Annotated in this window: 11 protein-coding genes and 3 pseudogenes; 7 read left to right on the forward strand and 7 right to left on the reverse strand. The window is 59.6% G+C overall.

Annotated elements, in window-relative coordinates:
• Positions 1–177 precede the first annotated feature (177 nt).
• The 3 genes from AACY44_RS18270 (at position 178) to AACY44_RS18280 (ending at position 6927) form a co-directional block, all read left to right on the forward strand.
• Positions 178–2250, forward strand: a complete 2073-nt coding sequence (locus AACY44_RS18270) for a hypothetical protein (RefSeq protein ID WP_339418410.1) — start codon at positions 178–180, stop codon at positions 2248–2250.
• A gap of 174 nt (positions 2251–2424) precedes the next feature.
• Entirely contained in the window at positions 2425–4446 is a 2022-nt protein-coding gene (locus tag AACY44_RS18275; protein ID WP_339436719.1) for a hypothetical protein, read from the forward strand.
• Between the two features lie 207 nt (positions 4447–4653).
• Complete coding sequence (locus tag AACY44_RS18280; RefSeq protein ID WP_339530793.1) at positions 4654–6927, forward strand: autotransporter outer membrane beta-barrel domain-containing protein; 2274 nt, start codon at positions 4654–4656, stop codon at positions 6925–6927.
• 235 nt (positions 6928–7162) lie between these two features.
• On the opposite strand, the pseudogene AACY44_RS18285 reads toward AACY44_RS18280, so the two are convergent.
• The 3 genes and pseudogenes from AACY44_RS18285 to AACY44_RS18295 all read right to left on the reverse strand — a co-directional run bounded on the left by AACY44_RS18285 (position 7163) and on the right by AACY44_RS18295 (position 11956).
• Positions 7163–7578 (reverse strand): annotated as a pseudogene (locus AACY44_RS18285) (DUF1345 domain-containing protein).
• 115 nt (positions 7579–7693) lie between these two features.
• A complete protein-coding gene (locus tag AACY44_RS18290) occupies positions 7694–10786 on the reverse strand; it encodes an efflux RND transporter permease subunit (protein ID WP_339530795.1) in 3093 nt (1030 codons plus the stop codon).
• A gap of 12 nt (positions 10787–10798) precedes the next feature.
• Positions 10799–11956, reverse strand: a complete 1158-nt coding sequence (locus AACY44_RS18295) for an efflux RND transporter periplasmic adaptor subunit (protein WP_339530797.1) — start codon at positions 11954–11956, stop codon at positions 10799–10801.
• A 228-nt stretch (positions 11957–12184) separates the two neighbouring features.
• On the opposite strand from AACY44_RS18295, the gene AACY44_RS18300 reads away from it, so the two are divergent.
• Both AACY44_RS18300 and AACY44_RS18305 read left to right on the forward strand, forming a co-directional pair.
• Complete coding sequence (locus tag AACY44_RS18300) at positions 12185–12886, forward strand: response regulator transcription factor (RefSeq protein WP_049708618.1); 702 nt, start codon at positions 12185–12187, stop codon at positions 12884–12886.
• Positions 12887–12889: 3 nt separating this feature from the next.
• Positions 12890–14191: an ATP-binding protein gene (locus tag AACY44_RS18305; protein WP_339418416.1), complete on the forward strand. Its 1302-nt coding sequence runs from the start codon at positions 12890–12892 to the stop codon at positions 14189–14191.
• Here AACY44_RS18305 and AACY44_RS18310 read toward each other — a convergent pair whose 3' ends face one another.
• The 3 genes from AACY44_RS18310 to AACY44_RS18320 are packed head-to-tail and all read right to left on the reverse strand — an operon-like array spanning position 14192 to position 15944.
• Positions 14192–14860, reverse strand: coding sequence for an anti-sigma factor (locus tag AACY44_RS18310; protein ID WP_339436714.1), 669 nt, complete (start codon positions 14858–14860; stop codon positions 14192–14194).
• Positions 14857–15372 (reverse strand): sigma-70 family RNA polymerase sigma factor, encoded by a 516-nt coding sequence (locus tag AACY44_RS18315; protein WP_339428011.1) that lies wholly within the window; start codon positions 15370–15372, stop codon positions 14857–14859. The genes AACY44_RS18310 and AACY44_RS18315 overlap by 4 nt, the downstream gene beginning before the upstream one ends.
• Before the next feature lie 50 nt (positions 15373–15422).
• Entirely contained in the window at positions 15423–15944 is a 522-nt protein-coding gene (locus AACY44_RS18320; RefSeq protein ID WP_339418420.1) for a DUF3455 domain-containing protein, read from the reverse strand.
• 140 nt (positions 15945–16084) lie between these two features.
• Between AACY44_RS18320 and AACY44_RS18325 the strand changes: the two are divergent.
• Positions 16085–16855, forward strand: a pseudogene (locus AACY44_RS18325) (class I SAM-dependent methyltransferase).
• Positions 16856–16946: 91 nt separating this feature from the next.
• Positions 16947–17732 (forward strand): sulfite exporter TauE/SafE family protein, encoded by a 786-nt coding sequence (locus AACY44_RS18330; protein WP_339530800.1) that lies wholly within the window; start codon positions 16947–16949, stop codon positions 17730–17732.
• 66 nt (positions 17733–17798) lie between these two features.
• On the opposite strand, the pseudogene AACY44_RS18340 reads toward AACY44_RS18330, so the two are convergent.
• Positions 17799–18411 (reverse strand): annotated as a pseudogene (locus AACY44_RS18340) (acyl-CoA dehydrogenase family protein).
• Positions 18412–18601 lie beyond the last annotated feature (190 nt).

Below are 18601 nucleotides of genomic sequence, written 5' to 3' on the forward strand. Positions count from 1 at the left end.
TTCAGAAAACACCAAGTGAAGGGGGGCGTCAAGCGATGGAGAAAAAATGTTGGGGACGTCGATGGAAGGGAAACGACGAATGGGCCGATGAACCTGTTAATTCTGACAGTAGTCAGGAAAGGGCAACGGGCGCTTAATTGTGCTCAACCAATCAGCTTCTTACAGGGAGCGCACACCATGTCTGGAAAGGAAAACCCTGGCAACAATCTATCGAGGCGCAACGGTGTGTTGGCGCTGGATCCCTTTGCCGAGATTGTCGGTGTGCCGGTATCTGATCCGGAAGGCCTGATCGTTATCCCCTATCGCGAGATGCCTTTGGTTTGCTGGATCAAGAAATGGGTGCCAGGCCCCTCGCTGCTAAGGGACAACACGGTGGAGTTGATTTGGCGTGTTAACGGTGTCGAGGCGGTTGCGGATTCACGTGTGTTCAATAAAGCCGATTACTTAGCGGAACCTGACCCATTTTCGTTGTCCGTACCCCGCAATTTCATGCTGTATTTCGACGCTGTCATTGAGCTGCTGTATCGAGTGAAAGAGCCCGGCAGTCCCGATGTGAATTCCCCCTTCAGGACATTGAGGGTAGATCGAAACCCGCCGACCTTTCTGCTTCCTTCCGATGGCCCTAGATTTGTTGACCCAAGCATCGCCGCCACAGGCATAACCGAACAAGTGCTCGCTGACAATCCGTGCATAGAGATTGAGCTCCCCGCCTTTGTGGCCCGAGCCAAAGGTGACCAGATTTCTATTTATCTGTCGAAGGTGACACCGCCGTTCCCATTGATCCATACGGTTATCAAGACCCTCGATTTTACCGATGAACCTTTGATCATCTGTGTCGATCGAGACTATTTCCGAGCCCTGCCTAATGGCACGGTTTACATGACCGGCCGGGCCTATGATCGGTCAGGAAACTTCAGCCCTTTGACGGCCTCCACGAGCTTTCCCGTCAGCTTGATCCCGTCCCCTAGCGGCCTGCTGGCGCCGGTCATTCGACCCCCTGCCTACCTTGACTTATTACTCAAGAGAGACGATGCACGTGCAGGTATTGCCGCTCAGATACCCGCACCTCAATACCCCGGATTCATGGAGGACGATAAGGTAGTGATGGTCTGGAACGGGCAGCGCGTACTGCCACCGCTAGAAATCACCGGTTTTCCGTTTTCTGTAACGATTCCCTGGAGCATTTTGCGCCAACCCGGCCCCTTGGTCCGTGAGCAGGTACCTGTGCAATATGAGATACACCGGCCGGGAAGACCCACTCCATTCCTCTCGCCTATCGACTTTTTCTGGCAAGACTGGACCCTCGCGGGCCAAGACCATGCCGGTGCGCCGGCCAAGCTTAACCCTACGCTTGCAAAAGTTCAGGTCATCGGCAATGGGTCGGGGTTGATCAACGAGCTGGATCAGCGGGACCGGGTGTTGGGTGCCAGTGTCTGGGTACGTTTGTACGTCGATCCCAAACCGGGTGAAGTACTTGCCCTCTATTATGGGAGCAGAGGGCCGCTCGCGTACTACACCGTGCAAACAGGCGATGCGCTCGATCAACTGGTTCGTTTTGTACCCGACATCTCGGGCACGGATATTGTTGCAGAGGGCAATCACTCCGCATTGCCGGTGTTCTATACCACCACCAATGGCGTGAATGAGCAGCAAGCGCCTGAAACCCCGGTGAATGTGCATGTCGATCCGTTGTTTGATCTTGACGCGCCGGTGATTGCCCATTCGCTGCACGGTGGGGCCCGAAATCTGACATGTGAGTCGCGCCCTGCCATTTGTCATGGCGTCCGCTGGACCGTACCTATCGACTCACGCATGCGGGTTGATGACGAAGTCAGATCGTTTTGGCAGGGCTACAAAACCATTAATTGGGAGCAACCGATCTTAGGTACAGAGTTTGAAGGGCGCGAGCCCATCACGCCTGAGCACTTGATCAATGGAATGTCGATTGTGGTCTTGCCATGGGACACCAAGATCGAGCCGATGCGCAGGTTCGCTTCGGCCACAGCAGAATATTACCTCTACCGGAACGGCGTGCTGATTGGTCATTCATCCATCGGGCGGGTGCGCATAGACCGAGTGTTCCCTAACTCCGAAGAGCCCTGCCAACCCGGTGATCACGGCTTTTGTGATGGCGCAGATGTGCAATGGCTTGAGGCACCGGAGCGCTCGCCTAGCGGACAACTGGGCAAACTCAATGAGTTGATTGATAAGTTGATAAAGCTCTTACAGGACGTTAAGAAGTTTAAGTAGTAGCGACGTGATGTGGTGCTGACGCTTGCTCGCGATCGGGTGTGGTCTGAAGGGCAGTGGTGCGGGTGTTTTAAGTAGTCAGGCATTCACCGTGTCGTACGCTTTAAATAGGTTCGCCTCGTCACCGGGGCGAGTTATCGATACTCGTGTGTTCAACTATGGTGAGTAATTGACATGAAAAAGAAACTGGGTCCATTCGCGCAAATAAAAAATAAAAATACGATTACTGCTGTGCCTATTACACTTGCAGCAGCGGTGCCTCAAGGTTATGTTGATAACACTCTGTACCCGGGCTTATTGACACGGGAAGCGGTCGACGCTCCTAAGTTACTGCTTGATGTGCCCACATGGTTTCCTCCGTCCTCCGTTACTAATCCTTCTACGCGAGATGATCATATTGATGACATTGGGGATTTTCAAAGCGGGCGTTTTCGGTCGGAAGAACTCATTGCGGCGGGCCCTTATGTAGCGGAAATTCCCCAAAACCGGTTGACCCAGGGAACCCACACCTACAAGTATGCAGTGTTGAGGACTATACCGGGTGGTGGGATAAACAAGTCTGGCTCCGCGACAACAACCTTCATCGTCAATCGAATTGCACCCTTTGATTCAGCAGGTATTAGACCGTACCCCTTGTTGTTGCCCGCAGGGCATTCCGGTCCTCTGACTAAAGCGTATTTTGATGCCAATGGTGGCGTGGCAAAACTTCGGATTCAAGATTACGACGCTCAGGGTGCGCATATAGGAGACAAGTGGGAGCTGTTGGACGGTCCCAATGGGTCAGTGGTTGCAACCGGTAATGTCTTCCCCGATGAAGTAGTGCTATTGACCGAGGCTCAGGCCGCGCTGTGGGAGGGCGCGAAAGACATTTATTACCAACTGCGGACTATTGAGGGTAATGTCAGTGGCGTCTCCCTCGGGCTGCCCGTGAGCATCGCGATTCGTCCCGCCCCGATTTTGAAATCTCCAGGTGTCAAGTTTGCCGTCAACTTAGTGGGCTCAGGCGACCATCTGCTCGACCTGGATGATACTGAAGCGGGGTCGGGAGCGCTGATCATCATCCCTAATTATGATACGGATCGTGTGCGGGACAATATATACATCAGGCTCACCACCGCCCATGGCACTCGCCAAGTCGGCCCGCTGCCAGTGGGGTCGACCGTATTGCCCGGGGAGTTCCCTGTCGACTATCCGGTACTCGAGTTTTTGTATGGCACCGCCAGTTTTGGGCCCATTGCAATGAGCGTCAGCTATGCGGCAGAACGCGGAGGGGTGTTCTATTGGATCGCTACGGCCGACGAAGTCACTGTTGAACTGGACTTGTCCGATGCGGGTCCCGTGAACCCAGACAGACCTACTCGGCCTAATAGGAATCTCCTACGTCCGATATTGACGGGGGCGGGGTCAGGCTTGACGAATCAACTGGATGGCCGTGACAAGGGACTGGACGCGCCCGTCAAGATTCCTTTGTGGACTGTTGCACCATTGCCTTCCGCCAGGGCGTTCACCATTCATCTGTATTACTCGGGTGAAAGGGTTGCCGTTATCCCGGTCGACAACTTGAACCTTCCGCCTTCCGGTGTCATTGATACGAGGGTGCCGTGGCCGAGCATTGCCAAATATGGCAATTCCCTGGCCGGCAACCCTCTTCCATTGCATTATGAACTTGTTACTACAGGCACCAGCAATAGAAATGTTTCACCCGCTCAAGGCATTGATGTCGCGGCAAACGTAATCTCCTTCGATGCACCGACTGTAGAGGGGGCGGCTGTAGCCGGCGGTGTCACGATCATTGCCTGTAACGCAGTCAAAAATGTAACTCAGACCGGTGGTTATGTGGAGGTTAATGTTCCGCCGAGCTCGAGTTTCGCTTTAGGTATGATTATCCCAGTGTCGTGGCAGGCACACAGCAATGATGCCGGTAACATGCCAATCGCTGCGGCTTCGGGAATTTTCAATCATACGATAACAACGACCAGCGAGATCGCGTTCGGTTTCAAAGTTCGCATCCAAACGGGAGCGATGTATATCAAGCCAATCTACGACTACATGACGGATATGGGGTCGGTACGCATCAAGTATTCGGTACCCATTGTGGGAACCACGCCTGTGGACTCTGCCGAAACGCTTGCGTTGGTAAGGACTTATCTTTCCGGCTCGACACCGACTTATTGCGACGGCTCTCTTTGGCCTTAGTGATGCTTGGCTTGAAGAGGAGCAGAGGTGCTCCTCTTCAAGCCCCATTAATACCCCTCCGTCATTGCGCATTACATCTCAGATAAATCCTACATATTCATTCTTCCTTTCTCTCTAGTCTGCGGCCCCTCAAGGCCTGCTCCTATCTCGCTTGGTGCCGGTCAATTCGTTCCCTATGGGAAGGTTCTTCACGGGTATACACGCAGAATGACTATCAACGCATGTTTCCAAAAACATCCATTGGCCATCGCGGTTCAGGCCCCTGCAATGGGTTTCCTGCTGTTTGGCGCTTCACTCGCCCAAGCAACCACGCACTTGATTGATGGTCATGAATACACGATCGGGTCGGGTCAATACCTCGACAGTTGGGTTATCGAAAATGACTCTCATCTGATCTCCAATGGTTCGACCTTGCGTCAGTCGCAGGTCGTTGGCGCACGGATGACCTTGAATGCAGGCACCCTGGCCCAGGACATTGAGGCCATCAATGGATCGAAAATCACCTTGAATGGCGCGACGGTCGAAGCGCGCAGTTCTTCGCCGTTTGCCCTGCAACTGATTGGCAGTGACGCGGATATCACCACCAGCACGGTCACCAATGCCGACGGGGCGGCTATTGTCGCAGGGCGCGATTTCTTGACGACTGACGGCTCGACCGTGAATGTTTTCGGCAGCACCGTCACGGGTTCGACGACGGGCGCAGTTGCGTCGGCGTACAGTCAATTGAATTTCACCTACTCAGATGTCACAGCAACCCGAGAGGATGGTGTGGGCGTCTACCTGGTGGGCGCGGACGCTACCGCCATTGGCAGCCGTATTGTCGGCGGCCAGAATGGCGTGGTGTTGGAGAAGGAATACTATATCAATAACCCAAGCAGCCTTGTACTGGACGGTACACATGCCAAGGGCCGAAACGGTGCTGCGTTGCTGGTCAAGGGGGATGAGCTGGGCGGTGGTCAAGTTGATATTCAGGTGCGCAATGGCTCGACCCTGACCGGCGGCAACGGCAATATCCTGGAAGTCACCGGCAATTCCGTTGCCAACATGAACGTCGACCACAGCGAGTTGTTCGGCGACATCGTGGTCGAAGAGGGTAGCACCGCTAAAGCGCAGCTCAACAACGGCGCCTGGCTGACCGGCCAGTTGAAAAACGTCGCCGAGCTGAGTGTGAACGACGCCTCCCATTGGGTGCTGGTGGGCGACAGCAATGTCACCGCCTTGAAAATGGGCGGCGGCGCCGTGCATTTCGGTGGGCCGGATGAGTTCTATCGGTTGGACGTGAAAAGCCTGGAAGGCAACGGTACGTTCATCATGAACACCGATTTTCTGACCCATCAGACCGACTTCCTCAACGTGGAAGGCAAGGCCAATGGCAATCATAGCCTGATGTTGGCCGCCAGCGGCTCGAACCTGGCTGACGGCCAGCCGATCAAGGTAGTCCACACCGAAGGCGGTGATGCGCAGTTCAGCCTGGCGAGCGGTACGGTTGACGTGGGTGCCTACGCTTATGGCTTGCAGCAGGACGGCACCGACTGGTTTCTCGACCCGAACCGTAAGGGCACCAGTACCAGTGCCCACTCGGTACTGGCCCTGTTCAACAGTGCGCCAACCGTGCTGTATGGCGAGATGAGCATCCTGCGTACGCGCATGGGCGAATTGCGCTTCAGTGAGGGTGCGGGCAACGGGATGTGGATGCGCAGCTACGGCAACAAATTCGACGTGGCGGCGAACAAGAACGGTGCGGGCTACACGCAAAACCAGAAGGGCTTCACCATTGGTGCCGATGCGCCATTATCGGGTGGCGACGGCCAGTGGATCGCGGGTGTGATGGCCGGTCACAGTGTCTCCGACCTCAGCCTGACCCGCGGCAGCAGCGGCGAAGTGAAGAGTTACTACGTAGGTGGTTACGCCACTTGGTTGGACGCCGAAAGCGGGCTGTACTTCGACGGTGTGGCCAAGCTCAACCGCCTGCACACGGAAAACGACGTGACCATGAGCGATGGCAAGAAAGCCAAGGGCAACTACGCGCAAAATGCCGTGGGTGCCTCGGCGGAGTTGGGCCGTCATATCAAGCTGGACAACGACTTCTATCTGGAACCCTACGGGCAGTTGTCGGCAACCATCACTCAGGCGCAGAGTTACGAGTTGACCAACGGCCTGCAAGCCAAGGGCGATCGCTCCAGCTCGGTGGTGGGCAAGCTTGGCGTGACCGCAGGCAAGAACATCCAGCTGGAAAGCGGCGGTGTGTTGCAGCCTTACTTGCGTACCGCAGTGGCCCATGAGTTCGACCAGAGCAACAAGGTGTTCATCAACGACCAGAGTTTCAACAACGACCTGTCGGGCTCGCGCATCGAGTTGGCGGCCGGTTTGGCGATGTCGGTATCGGAGAACGTCAAGTTGCATGCGGACATCGAAACCAGCCAGGGCAAGAAGATCGATCAGCCGTGGGGTGTCAACTTCGGCGTACGCTACGACTTTTAAGACAATCGCTCAATGAAACGGGGGAAGCTGCGGCTTCCCCTTTTTTTGCGTTCAGATCAGCACGCTTATCCAGTGCATGGCAACCTGAACCTCGGGTAACGTCGCCAGCGACTGGCCGAGACCCCCGAGCCCACTATCAGCTCGATCCAATTGCGCGCGGCCATAAAACACCGAGGCGGAGTAGGTGGTTATTACCGCCCAGCGATCAATGGGCGTCTAGACGGTTTGTGCAGCGTCACCCAAACAGCCCGGCGGCGATATTGATCGAAAAACCCAGGATCGCCGTGTTGAACACAAAGCCGATCACCGTCAGCCCGGTGAAGCCCAGTGCAGCAGGCGCTCAGAGGTGGCGAGGCCCTTGCGGCCGACCCGTTCGAAAGTGATGGTCGCCAGGCTGGCGATGGCGGCGATGCACACGGTGAACAGGGCCGAGCCGGCGTTTTCATCTTCGATCTCGGCGATGCGCTTGACGTCCTCGGCCTTGGCACGGCGGGTCAGCCACAGCATCAGCACCAGGTATGTCCAGCCCCCGGCGTTCCAGCCGATGAGGATTTTGCTGAGCCACGTATCGGCCGGCGCCAGGATGCCCACGGCAAGCCCGAACACGGCGGCGGCGGAGAGGCGAGGGTGGGTACGGGCGAGGAAGGGCATGGCGCTCACGAATCGGGGGAATTGAGAGCACCATAGGTTGCGCCGCTGCAAGCTTCAAGCTGTAAGCGGCAAGTTAGAAGCAAGTCTGCTCTTACTTGCCGCTTGAAGCTTAAATCTAGTCGCTGCGTTTACGCACCAGCTTCATCACCACCACAAAAAACACCGGCACAAACACCACCGCCAGTGTCGCGGTGATCATCCCGCCGATCACGCCCGTACCAATCGCCTGCTGACTGGCCGAGCTGGCACCTGTTGCAATCGCCAGCGGCACCACGCCGAGGATGAACGCCAGCGACGTCATGATGATCGGGCGCAAGCGCAACCGCGCGGCTTTCAACGTGGCGCTGATCAGGTCTTCACCCTGGTCATACAGGTCCTTGGCGAACTCGATGATCAGAATCGCGTTCTTCGCCGACAGGCCAATGATGGTGATCAAGCCGACCTTGAAGAACACATCGTTGGGCATGCCGCGCAAGCTCACCGCCAACACGGCACCGAGTACGCCCAACGGCACCACCAGCAATACCGAGGTCGGGATCGACCAGCTTTCATACAGTGCCGCCAGGCACAGGAACACGATCAGCAGCGACAGGCCCAACAGTATCGGCGCCTGGGAACCGGACAGGCGTTCCTGCAACGACAAACCGGTCCATTCCTGGCCCAGGCCGGCCGGCAATTGGCTGACCAGGCGCTGGATTTCATCCATCGCCTCACCGGTACTGTGGCCGGGTGCGGCTTCGCCGGAAATCGCGATGGCCGGGTAGCCGTTGTAACGCGTCAACTGCGCCGGGCCCTGGGTCCACTTGGCTTCGACAAAGGCTGACAGTGGCACCATCTTGCCGGCGTTGTTGCGCACGTGGATCTTCATCAAGTCCGCCACCTGGCTGCGCTGGTCGCCTTCGGCCTGCACCACCACCCGCTGCATGCGGCCCTGGTTGGGGAAGTCATTGACATAAGCCGAGCCGATGGCCGAGGACAGCACATTACCTACGTCTGCAAAGGACACGCCGAGTGCGTTGGCCTGCTTGCGGTCCACTTCCAGCTGCACTTGCGGTGCTTCGGCCAGGGCGCTTTCGCGCACGTTGGCCAGGATCGGGCTTTTCTCGGCGGCGGCCAGCAATTGCGTTCTCGCGGCCATCAACGCGGCATGGCCGACACCGCCCCGGTCTTGCAAGCGGAACTCGAAGCCGCTGGATGTGCCGAGGCCATCCACCGGCGGCGGCAGGACCGCATAGGCAATCGCGTCCTTGAGCTCGGTAAAGGCCATATTGGCGCGGTCGGCAATAGATGCGGCAGAGTCATCGCTGCCGCGCTCCGACCAATCCTTGAGCGTGGTAAACGCCAGCGCGGCGTTCTGCCCGGAACCGGAGAAACTGAAGCCCATGATCATGGTGGTGTCGCCCACCCCAGGCTCCTCGGCGTTGTGCGCTTCGATCTGTTCGGCAACCTGCACCGTGCGGTTCTTGCTCGCGCCCGGTGGCAGTTGGATGTCAGTGATCGTGTAACCCTGGTCTTCCACCGGCAGGAACGAGGAGGGCAGGCGCGTGAACATCCACCCCAGGCCCACCAGCAGCACCAGGTAAATCAGCAGGTAACGGCCGCTGCGCTTGAGGGCATAGGCTACCCAGCCTTCGTAGCGGTCGGTGAGGCTTTCAAAACGCTGGTTGAACCAGCCGAAGAAACCGCCTTTGGCAGTGTGCTCATCCTTGGCGATCGGCTTGAGCAAGGTGGCGCACAAGGCCGGGGTCAAGGTCAGGGCGAGGAACGCCGAGAACAGGATCGATACCGCCATCGACAACGAGAACTGCTGGTAGATCACCCCCACCGACCCCGCCATAAAGGCCATTGGCAGGAACACCGCCACCAGCACCAGGGTGATGCCGATGATGGCGCCGGTGATCTGGCCCATGGCCTTGCGCGTCGCTTCCTTGGGTGACAACCCCTCAGTGGCCATGATCCGCTCGACGTTCTCCACCACCACAATCGCGTCGTCCACCAGGATACCGATGGCCAACACCATGCCGAACATGGTCAGCACGTTGATCGAGAACCCCAACAACAACATGGTGGCGAAGGTGCCCATCAGCGCAATCGGCACCACCAGCGTCGGGATCAGGGTGTAGCGCACGTTCTGCAGGAACAAAAACATCACCGCGAACACCAGCGCCATCGCTTCGAGCAGGGTGTAGACCACTTTGGTGATCGAGACTTTGACGAACGGCGAGGTGTCGTACGGGATCTTGTACTCAACATTGGCCGGGAAGTAGCGCGACAGTTCGTCCATCTTTGCGCGCACCAGGGTTGCGGTGTTCAGCGCATTGGCGCCAGGTGCCAGCTGCACGCTGACCGCTGTCGACGGTTTGCCATTCAGGCGCGTGGAGAACTGGTATTCCTGGCTGCCGACTTCCACCCGCGCCACATCGCCGATGCGCACGGTGGAACCGTCGGGATTGGCCTTGAGCACAATATCGGCGAACTCGGCCGGCGTGGACAGCTGGCCCTTGACCAGGATCGCGGCAGTGATTTCCTGGGTGTTGGTGCCCGGCAAGTCACCGATGCTGCCCGCGGATACCTGGGCGTTTTGCGCGCTGATCGCGGCGTTCACATCGGCCGGGGTCAGGTTGAAACCGATCAGCTTCTGCGGGTCGATCCAGATCCGCATGGCACGTTCGGCGCCATACAGCTGGGCCTTGCCCACACCGTCGAGGCGCTTGAGTTCGTTCATCACGTTGCGCGCCAGGTAATCGCTGAGCGCTACATCATCGAGCTTGCCGTCGCTGGAGGTGAGGGTCACCAGCAACAGGAAGCCGGCCGAGACTTTCTCCACCTGCAAGCCTTGCTGGGTCACCGCTTGCGGCAGGCGTGGCTCGACCGCTTTCAGGCGGTTCTGCACATCCACCTGGGCCATTTCCGGGTTGGTGCCCGGCTGGAAGGTCGCGGTGATGGTCGCCGAACCCAAGCTGCTCTGGGACTCGAAATACAGCAGGTGATCGGCGCCGTTGAGCTCTTGCTCGATCAGGCTGACCACGCTCTCATCCAGGGTCTGGGCCGAAGCGCCGGGGTACACTGCGTAGATTTCGACTTTCGGCGGCGCGACGTTGGGGTACTGCGCCACCGGCAGTTGCGGGATTGCCAGCAAACCGGCAAGCAGGATAAACAGAGCGACCACCCAGGCGAAGATCGGGCGGTCAATAAAAAACTGCGGCATTGTCAATGATCCTTATTGGCCGGGAGCCTGGGCGACGGGCGTCGGGCTGTCATCTACTTCGACTTTTTCACCGGGGCGCGCGTGTTGCAGGCCTTCGACGACGATGCGGTCACCGGGCTTGAGGCCACTGCTGACAATCCAGCGATCATTGATCACCGCGCCCAGCTCTACGGGCTGCTGGCTGACGGTCTGCTCGGCGTCCAGCAGCAGCACCATCGGGATGCCAGCGCTGTCACGGGTAATGGCGCGTTGCGGCACGCTGATGCCTTGCTTATCGACGGCTTGCTCCAGGCGCACCCGCACAAAGCTGCCGGGCAGCAGGTCGAGGTCCGGGTTGGGGAATTCACTGCGCAGGATGATCTGGCCGGTGCCAGGGTCGACGCTGATCTCGGCAAACAGCAATTTGCCCGGCAGCGGGTAGAGGCTGCCGTCGTCCTCGATCAACGTGGCCTTGGCCTGGTCCTGGCCGACCTGCTTCAAGCTGCCGGCACGGAAGGCGCGGCGCAGGTCATTCAGCTCGCGGTTGGACTGGGTGAGGTCGGCGTGGATCGGGTCCAATTGCTGGATGATCGCCAGCGGTGTGGCCTCATTCTGGCCGACCAGGGCACCCTCGGTGACCAGCGCACGGCCGATACGCCCGGAAATGGGCGCGGTCACGGTGGCGTAGCCCAGGTTCAATTTGGCCCGCTCGACGCCAGCCTTGTTGGCGGCGACGTCGGCGTTGGTCTGGCGCACGGCGGCGCGAGCGTTGTCGTAGTCCTGGCCGCTGATGGCGTTGCCTTCCACTAACTGGCTGTAGCGCTGCTCTTGCAAGCGCGCCTGGAAGGCATTCGCCTCGGCTTTGCTCAGGTTGGCCTGGGCGCTGTCGAGGTCGGCCTTGAAGGGCGCCGGGTCGATGCGAAACAGCACATCACCCTGTTTCACGTCACGACCTTCCTTGAACACCCGCTGCGTCACCACACCCGCGACCCGTGCGCGCACTTCAGCGATACGCGGCGCGGCAATGCGCCCGCTCAGTTCGCTGGTGATCGACAGGGGCTTGGCTTCAAGGGTTTCGATGCGCACTTTGGCCAGGGGCATTTGCGGCGCTTCGGTGGCGGAGTTGTCACACGCGCTAAGGGCAAGGGTGAGGGCCAGCAGGCAAAACGGCGCAAACAGATTCTTCGACATGCTCTTATCCCAATATTGACTGGCGCATCCTAAAGTCACCCGCGCCGTGGTGCTGTGAAGCTGTGTAGCGCGTCTGTGAAGAAATGTAAGGTGCGGCGCGTTGTGAGCGTTGGGCGTATATCCTTGCGCAGCCCCACATACGCCGAAGATCCAATGTGGGAGCGAGTAAGCCCGCTCCCACATTGGATTTATGTACGACCAATAAATGTATTTTCTGGAAACACCTTCATGCCCAACATCCTCCTGGTGGAAGACGACGCCGCACTCTCCGAGCTGATTGCCAGCTACCTGGAGCGCAATGGCTATCACGTCAGCGTGCTCAGCCGTGGCGACCACGTGCGTGAGCGCGCACGCTTGAATCCGCCGGACCTGGTGATCCTCGATCTGATGCTGCCCGGCCTCGACGGCCTGCAAGTATGCCGCTTGCTGCGCGCCGACTCGGCGGGCTTGCCGATCCTGATGCTCACGGCGCGGGATGACAGCCACGATCAGGTGCTGGGCCTGGAAATGGGCGCCGACGACTACGTGACCAAACCCTGTGAACCGCGCGTGCTACTGGCCCGTGTCCGCACTTTGCTGCGGCGCAGCAGCTTGTCCGAACCCCAGGCGGCCAACGACCAGATCGTCATGGGCAACCTGTGCATCGACCTGTCGGAGCGCACCGTGACCTGGCGCGAGCAGGCGGTGGAGTTGTCCAGCGGCGAATACAACCTGCTGGTGGTGCTGGCCCGGCATGCCGGCGAGGTGCTCAGCCGCGACCAGATCCTGCAACGCCTGCGCGGTATCGAGTTCAACGGCACCGACCGTTCGGTGGACGTGGCCATTTCCAAGCTGCGCCGCAAGTTTGACGACAACGCCGGTGAAGCGCGCAAGATCAAGACGGTGTGGGGCAAAGGCTACCTGTTCAGCCGTTCCGAGTGGGAATGCTGATCGATGGTTCGCGTACTGTTTCGCCTCTATCTGATCACCATCGTCACCTACAGTGCGGCGATTTACTTGGTGCCCACGCTGGTGATCCAGCTGTTCGAGCACCGCTACGTGAATTACAACATCGAGCAGACCCGCGGCCAGCAAAAGCTGATTGTCAAACAATACCTGCGCGCACCTGTGGAGCGCTGGTCACAGGTCACCGACCAACTGGGCCGCGAATTCGCGCCACTCAACGTTCAATTGCTGCTGCGCCAGGACGCCAGCTACACGCCGGCTGAGGAACAGCTATTGGAACAGGGCAAGTCGGTAGTGCGCCTGGGCGAATGGGGCTGGATGGAGCAAATCAGCACTCCGATCAATGAGCAATTCGTGGTCAAGCTGACGATACCGCCTGACCCGATGGACATGAACGTGCTGTATTGGGCGATCAACGTGTTGATTGTTGCGGCGCTGCTGGCCTGCCTATTGGTGTGGCTGCGCCCGCACTGGCGCGACCTGGAACGCCTGAAAAGCACCGCCGGGCAATTGGGCCAGGGCAATATGGCGGAACGCACGCGCATTCCGGCCAGCTCCAGCATCGGCAGCCTGGCTTCGGTGTTCGACACCATGGCCGACGACATCGAACACCTGCTCAATCAGCAACGCGACCTGCTCAACGCCGTCTCCCATGAACTGCGCACGCCGCTCACGCGCCTGGACTTCGGCCTGGCCCTGGCGCTCTCCGAAGATTTGCCCGAGGCCAGCCGCGAACGCTTGCAAAGCCTGGTGGCGCATATCCGCGAGCTGGATGAACTGGTGCTGGAACTGCTGTCCTACAGCCGCCTGCAAAACCCGGCGCAATTGCCGGAGCGGGTGGAGGTGGTGCTCGACGAGTTTATCGACAGCGTGCTGGGCAGTGTCGATGACGAACTGGAAAACCCCGAGATCGTCATCGATGTAGCGCTCGACTGCGCCGTGGAGCGCTTCAGCCTCGACCCGCGCCTCACCGCCCGCGCGCTGCAGAACCTGCTGCGCAATGCCACGCGTTACTGCGACAAACGCATTCAGGTCGGCGTGAAGGTCTGCCCCAAGGGCTGTGAAATTTGGGTGGACGACGACGGCATCGGCATCCCGCCGGACCAGCGCGAACGCATCTTCGAGCCGTTCTACCGCTTGGACCGCAGCCGTGACCGCGCCACCGGTGGTTTTGGCCTGGGCCTGGCCATCAGCCGACGCGCCCTGGAAGCCCAGGGCGGCACCTTGACGGCATTGGCTTCGCCGCTGGGCGGTGCACGCTTTCGCGTGTGGTTGCCCAGCGTCGCCTGATCAGAGCACCTTGACCGCGCGGCCAATCGCCTGGATCGGCCCGGTGGGTTTGCCGGTCGGCGAGCCGCGCGGGTCTTCCAGGGTCAGTTCGAACAGCTGGTTCTGCGTAAGCGGCGGCAGCTTGTCCAGCGGCACCGACAGCGTTTGCCCGGGTTTGACCAGCCCCAGGGATACCGGCCCCTGCCAACCGTCACCCTTGGTCCAGAACTGCAGGGCCTTGTCCGTTGGCACTTCCATCACGCCCAGCGGGATCAACTGAATCTGCTGATTGTCACTGGCCTGGATCACCCAGCCCGGGGCCTGGCTTTGCGGCGCCACCAGCACCACCACAAAAGTCGGCTCGGCGGCGGGCGGGCGGGTCAGCAGCAGTCCGGCGAGGACCAGCGTAGTCAGCAACCCGGCGCCGGCCAGGCCGCGCCACACGGCCAGCAGGTCCCACCAGTGCGTGCGGGCGCTGGCGATGTTGCGTTCGATACGCCGCCACAACTCAGAGGAGGGTGGCACGGGCTCCGCCAAGGCGGTCAGCGGCAACAAACGCTGTTCCCAGGCGTCCACTGCGGCGCGTAATTCGGCGTCGTGCATGAGCCGTTGTTCCACCTCGGCGCGTTGTTCGGCGGGCAGGGTGCCCAGTACGTATTCGCTGGCCAGTTCGTCCAGTGGTTTGCTCATGCCATGCACTCCCGCAGCGCCGCGAGGCTACGTTTGATCCAGGCTTTGACGGTCCCCAGTGGGGTGTCCAGTTTCTGGGCGATTTCGCTGTGGGAATAACCGTCGACGTAGGCATGCAGGATGCAGGTGCGACGGGCCGGGTCGAGCTGCTCCAGGCAGAGGTGGACCTGCCCGGTGCGTGCGCTGAATTCAAAGGTGTCGGTTGCAGCGACTTGCTCGTGTTCTTCGCCCAACGGTACTTCGCGGTACTGGTTACGCACAACGTTGAGCGCCACGTGCCGGGTCACGCTGAACACCCAGCCACGCGCCGAACCGCGACTGGGGTCGAAACTGCCGGCACCGCGCCAGATCTTGATAAACGCGTCATGCACGATGTCTTCAGCAAGGGACTTGTCCCTGGCGATGCGCAACGCCACGCCGAGCAAACGGCTGCTGTCCTGCTCATAAAGCTGGCGCAAGGCGCGTTGATCGCCACGGGCGCAGGATTGCAGACAGGCTTCGTAATCAAACACGTGGTGCTCCCCCCAACGATCGGCATTGGGGGCAGCGTAGCCGACTTTGCTCAGTTGGCCGCCCAGAAAATGTAGTCGGCCTGGTACTTCACCACTTCCTGCTTGCCCTTGTTGGCCGCCGTGCACGCGCTGCTCGGCGCCACGCCGCCTTGGAGGGCAACCCGCTGGATGTAACTCACACCGCTCATCGCGCCCTTGCCTTCAGCCGGGTTGGCCTTGACCAATTGGTACGGCAGGTTGCCCGCACCCGACGGCGCCACGGCCAACTGAGTGCCGGTGATTTTTGAACCGTCCTTGGCTTGCCAGGTGGCAGGCGGGCCGAAATAGGTGCCGACTTGCTTGCCGCTGCGGTCATTCAACACGGCCTTGGGGCCGACGAAGGTCCACTCGGTCTGGCCGGCGGCGTTGGCTTTGTCGCGGCACTCGTAAGTGATTTCGCCGACACCGGTGGTTTCCAGCGCTACCTTGTGGCCGTCCGGTACCTTGATGCTGTCCGGCAAGCCGGTCTGGGCGAAGGCAGCGGGTGCGGCAGCCAGCAGGGCGGTGAGGCAGAACAGTGCTTTAGCGTTCATGGGTGTTTCTCCATTTCAGTAAAACAGCGGGGTGACTGAAAGGACTACCCAGCTTGCGCAGGATTGGATGCACGGATTAGAAAATAAATGTTTGAGGGCGCACACTGTGCCCCCGCTTTACCCCTGAGGAGAGATTGGCAATGACTGGCGTCCACGTGTCTGCTCAACAAGGTTTCTCCACCCAGGCCGTCACTTACGCCCAGGGCCGGCCGAATTACCCCAGGCAACTCACTGGCTGACTCACTCAAAGCCTGCGCATTGATGCGCAGTCGACAGTGATTGACCTAGGTGCCGGCACCGGCAAATTCACGCGCTTGCTCAGCACCCTGGCGCCAACGCTGATTGCCGTCGAGCCGCTGGCGGCGATGGGCGCGCAACTGGCTAAGCTGCTACCGGGCGTGCGCCTGGTGAGCGGCACTGCCGAAGCCATCCCCCTGGCGTCCGCCAGCGCCGATGCACTGGTCTGTGCGCAAGCCTTCCATTGGTTCTCCACCGAGGCCGCATTGTCGGAGATCCATCGCGTACTCAAGCCCGGAGGGCGCTTGGGGCTGGTGTGGAATGTGCGCGACGAATCGGTGGGCTGGGTGGCGGCAATCACCGAAATAATCACACCGTACGAAGGCGACACCCCGCGCTTTCATAGCGGGCGTTGGCGTGAAGCTTTCACTGGCAAGTATTTTTCCGATCCTGAAGTCACCTGTTTTTCGTACAGCCACGTCGGCAGCCCTCAGGAAGTGGTCATGGATCGCTTTCTGTCAGTGAGCTTTATCGCGGCGCTCCCAGCCGCAGAAAAGGCCAGCGTTACCGCGCAATTGCGCACCTTGGTCGACACCCATCCCGACTTGCGCGGGCGGGACACCATCGCCTTCCCGTATCAGACCCAGGCCTATGCCTGTCATCGCCTGCCATAAAAGGCATAAAGTCAGATCATATTGATATAAGTCGTTATAAGAAAAATCGCTATCCTGCGGCCAGAAATTTACAAGGCCGCAGGTAGCGTTGATGGAAGTGGGTAATGTTGGTTTTGTGATTGCCGGCCTGATCGTAGGTTTTATCGTGGGCATGACGGGGGTGGGTGGGGGCTCGTTGATGACCCCGATCCTGCTGTGGTTTGGCATCAACCCGGCGACGGCCGTGGGCACCGACTTGTTGTACGCCGCCATCACAAAGTCCGGTGGGGTGCTGGTGCACAGCAAGAACAAGAACATCGACTGGACCATCACCGGTTGGCTGACCCTGGGCAGCGTGCCTGCGGTGTTGCTGACCCTGTGGTTCCTGGCCGGCCTGCACACCGACCCCAGCGCGATGAACGCGGTGATCAAGCAAGCCCTCGGTGTGGTGTTGCTGCTGACGGCCCTGGCGATTCTGTTCAAGAAAAGCCTGTTGGCTTTTGCCCAGCGGCATGCCGGTGATGACTATCACATGAGCCCGCGCAACCTGAACATGCTGACGGTGGTGACCGGCGCTGTTCTGGGCACCATGGTTGCGCTGACGTCCATCGGCGCGGGTGCTCTGGGGACTGTGGCGTTGTTTATTCTGTACCCGTTCCTGGCCACGCGGCGGCTGGTGGGGACCGAGATCGCCCACGCCGTGCCTCTGACCCTGGTGGCGGGGTTGGGGCATGCCAGCATGGGGAACATGGACTGGCATTTGTTGGGGTTTTTGTTGATGGGGTCGTTGCCGGGGATTTACGTGGGTAGCCATATGACGGGCAAGCTGCCGGACGGGGTATTGCGGCCGTGCTTGGCGGTTATGTTGATGGCAATTGGTTACAAGCTCGCGTTCTGATTGGGGGGTGTATATCCGTTACTTGGGTCACGGCTAACCCGGCGTCCTGCCGGGTTACCCACGGACTCAACCCCGGCCCGGGCCATTCCCAATCTGCCAAACAAACGGCGGCTCAGCCCCATTGATCACCCAGTCCCCCACAACCCGCGCCTTATAGATCACCGGATTATGCGACGACACCGTCCGCGCATTACGCCAATGCCGATCCAGCGCTTTACCCTGACGCACATCCGAAGCCCCCAGTGCGTTGAACAATTCACTGGTAGCCCGCTGGATCAACGCCGATTTCGGTCCAGGCGCAGCCGACGATATCGCCTTCCACAAAGCGCTTGAACCACAGGTCACGGCCAGCACTGGGTGGCGCGTTCAGGCGGTCTTCGGCAAAGGCGAAATGCCCGCGCAGGGCCTGGGGCACGTTGGAGTCGGCTTCTGCCAGCTCGATCAGCAATTCGAACAACTGCGGCAGGCAAGCACCACCACCGCCGTATTCCATCCGCACCCGTACCGCGCCAAAACCGGCCTCTTTGAGCCACTGGATGGGTTCATGGGGCAGGGTGCGCGTGTGTTCGCGCTCTACCGCGCCATCGGCGATGCGCTGGAAGATCGGTCGGAATCGCGCGGCTAACGTGGGGTAGTCGACGCCAATGGACAGTGGGTTGATGACGTGGTGGTCGCTCATGGGCAAGGTTCCTGGGCAGTGATCAGTACCGGGGTGATTGCACACTCCGTGCCGGGTGCCGGCGACCGTATTTGCTGAAAAAAGCCCTGATGCACTGTTGCCCTGGCAACAACTGATCGACAAACCTGCGCAATCCGCAACATTGGCCTCTGCCCCCAGCATTGGCGGCAACCCCCTTGGCCTGGGCGTT

The organism is Pseudomonas sp. RA_15y_Pfl1_P11 (genome assembly GCF_963970975.1).
Taxonomy (GTDB): Bacteria; Pseudomonadota; Gammaproteobacteria; order Pseudomonadales; family Pseudomonadaceae; genus Aquipseudomonas; species Aquipseudomonas tritici.

Bases quoted from the DNA above. Each gene is read 5' to 3' on its own strand.
- AACY44_RS18305 (WP_339418416.1), top strand. From the start codon at position 12,890: ATGGTTCGCGTACTGTTTCGCCTCTATCTGATCACCATCGTCACCTAC.
- AACY44_RS18270 (WP_339418410.1), top strand. From the start codon at position 178: ATGTCTGGAAAGGAAAACCCTGGCAACAATCTATCGAGGCGCAACGGT.
- AACY44_RS18320 (WP_339418420.1), bottom strand. From the start codon at position 15,944: ATGAACGCTAAAGCACTGTTCTGCCTCACCGCCCTGCTGGCTGCCGCA.
- AACY44_RS18275 (WP_339436719.1), top strand. From the start codon at position 2,425: ATGAAAAAGAAACTGGGTCCATTCGCGCAAATAAAAAATAAAAATACG.
- AACY44_RS18310 (WP_339436714.1), bottom strand. From the start codon at position 14,860: ATGAGCAAACCACTGGACGAACTGGCCAGCGAATACGTACTGGGCACC.
- AACY44_RS18290 (WP_339530795.1), bottom strand. From the start codon at position 10,786: ATGCCGCAGTTTTTTATTGACCGCCCGATCTTCGCCTGGGTGGTCGCT.
- AACY44_RS18295 (WP_339530797.1), bottom strand. From the start codon at position 11,956: ATGTCGAAGAATCTGTTTGCGCCGTTTTGCCTGCTGGCCCTCACCCTT.
- AACY44_RS18280 (WP_339530793.1), top strand. From the start codon at position 4,654: ATGACTATCAACGCATGTTTCCAAAAACATCCATTGGCCATCGCGGTT.
- AACY44_RS18330 (WP_339530800.1), top strand. From the start codon at position 16,947: ATGGAAGTGGGTAATGTTGGTTTTGTGATTGCCGGCCTGATCGTAGGT.
- AACY44_RS18300 (WP_049708618.1), top strand. From the start codon at position 12,185: ATGCCCAACATCCTCCTGGTGGAAGACGACGCCGCACTCTCCGAGCTG.